Annotated in this window: 2 protein-coding genes; both read left to right on the top strand. The window is 44.3% G+C overall.

The genetic code is table 11. The features are described 5' to 3' along the window. Positions 1-549 (top strand): calcium-binding protein (locus F6K20_RS33725; RefSeq protein ID WP_502708910.1); only part of this gene is annotated, 549 nt, incomplete at its 5' end. Positions 550-1,436: 887 nt separating this feature from the next. After that, positions 1,437-2,542, top strand: a 1,106-nt coding sequence (locus tag F6K20_RS33730) for a calcium-binding protein (RefSeq protein WP_287297692.1), incomplete at its 3' end; no start/stop codon positions are given.

A 2,542-nucleotide genomic window follows, 5' to 3' on the forward strand; every position in this document is an offset into this window, starting at 1 on the left:
GCGGGTAACGATACACTTCAGGGAGAAGCCGGAAACGACACTCTACTTGGTGGCAGTGGGAATGATCGGCTCACGGGTGATGATTCGACTGTAAATTTTGGCAATGATAGCCTCAACGGTGGTTCTGGCAATGACACCCTCACTGGCGCAGGTGGTAACGATACCCTAGTTGGAGGTTTGGGCTCAGATACCCTGAACGGTACTAACAGTATTCTGGACGGTGTTGGTGAAATTGATATCCTTGATCCTGGTGATTTTGGTGCCAGGGATCTGATTATCCTAGGCACCAGTGGCTCGATCTATTACAACGGTGCTGGTCTAGATTACGCTGTGATTGACAATTTCGACAGATTTAGCTTCGCTGGGGAAACTGACTCTGACAAGATCCAGATTTCCGGGTCATTGTCCAATTACAGCTTAAGCTCATTCACAGGTACAAGATCTGGTGTTTCTATTACCAATGGCACTCGAATCAACTTAGGTGCAGAGATCATTGCTTATGTCGATTCTAGTGGTTTACTGACGGCTACTGACTTTATCTCAGTCTAGTCGCCAAAGGACTTGATCTGACGGGGTGACAAGTAGGATTGTTTGCTTTACTGGCTCTCTGAGTTTAGGGGAAAGCTGCTGATGGGATACCTAGTCAGAGGGGTGTTGGTACCAAGTTGCATTCATAGCTAGCACCCCATCACCAGATCACCCTATCACCTTTTGAGAAATACTAAAACTCATCATCCTCATCTCCCCACTGCCCCTTGGACTCAGCCGTCCTGGGGGTACTTTTATGCTTAACCTGATCACCTCTGGAACTCCAACTGCTTAACTGTCTGGGCACCTTTGGACCGAATTGATAACTGTTATGCATAATTTTATCTCATCTTTCTCAAAGCTTTATGTAGTTTAAAAAAATAGTGAACTTTTTGTAAACGTTATAATTTTTATCTTAGTAAGATCTATAATCAGATTGGAGCTAATTAAGCCATCAATAGTAAGAGTTGATTTAACTCCTAATTACTTAGATCCAGATTCAAACTATCTGTCTCGGATATATCAGTTCATGGTGCTCCATTAATCAAGGGGTCTATAGGTTCTAACCAATTGACTTGATCGACTTGATTGTTAAATGAACTGACCTGTTAATTCATCAAGGGATTATCAATAAAATCACGATGTAGTAGCGTTTAATAATCAAGTTATTTACGCTATTAATAGATTATTTTTGTGATTTTTTGGAAATATGTAATGGTCAACATCAGGATTGTTGATCAAAATTACCCTTGATTTACCCATAAACTGGGTGTCTTAGGTTCCACTATTGATAATGAGTATTTCTTGAATAACTTTTCTAGATACAACTCAGACAAATAGAGTGAATCTTTCCGAATAGAACAATCCACAAATTTTCAAACAATTGCAATCGGTAAGGAGCAAATGATATGGGAACTTACACCGGTAACGACTTAAACAACTACAAACAAGCACACAAAGAACGTCGGTTTATATTCCAGAGATGGAAGTCTTGGACAATGTCCGGCAATGGTGGCAACGATACCCTGATTGGTGGCCCGAAAAACGACACCATTTATGGTGATGATGGTAACGACAATCTTTATGGTAAGGGCGGTAATGATTACCTCAGTGGTGGCTCTGGTCATGACTACCTCAATGGTGGCTCTGGCAACGACACCCTCTCTGGTTACTTTGGCAACGACACCCTTGATGGTGGTACAGGCAGTGACCGGATGTATGGTGGCACGGGTCATGACCTTTATGTAGTTGACAGCACGGGGGATGTGGTCACCGAATACTTCAATCAGGGTATTGATACAGTCAAATCCTCGATCAGCTACACCCTAGGAGCTAACCTGGAACACTTGACCCTGACTGGTAGTGCTTACTCCGGCTACGGTAACAGCCTCAACAATAGGATCAGTGGTAACAGTTACAACAACTTCCTCTGGGGGAAATCTGGCAATGACTACTTGTATGGGTATGGTGGTAATGACACTCTTAGCGGTGATGTAGGCAACGACTCCCTTTATGGTGGTACAGGCAACGACACCCTTTATGGTGGCTCTGGCAACGACTATCTGGATGGTGGTACAGGCAGTGACTGGATGTATGGTGGGACGGGTAATGACCGCTATGTAGTTAACAGCACCGGGGATGTGGTCACCGAATACTTCAATCAGGGTATTGATACACTATACTCCTCCATCAGCTACACCCTAGGAGCTAACCTGGAAAACTTGACTCTGACTGGTAGTGCTTACTACGGCTACGGTAACAGCCTCAACAACAGCATCAGTGGTAACAGTTACAACAACTACCTCTGGGGGAATTCTGGCAGTGACTACTTGTATGGGAATGCTGGTAATGACACCCTTAGCGGTGATCTAGGTAATGACTACCTCCGTGGTGGCTCTGGCAACGACTCCCTTTATGGTGGCTCTGGCAACGACACCCTTTATGGTAACTCTGGCAACGACTACCTGGATGGTGGTACAGGCAGTGACTGGATGTATGGTGGGACGGGTAATGA

The organism is Moorena sp. SIO2C4 (genome assembly GCF_010672485.1).
Taxonomy (GTDB): domain Bacteria; phylum Cyanobacteriota; class Cyanobacteriia; order Cyanobacteriales; family Coleofasciculaceae; genus Moorena; species Moorena producens.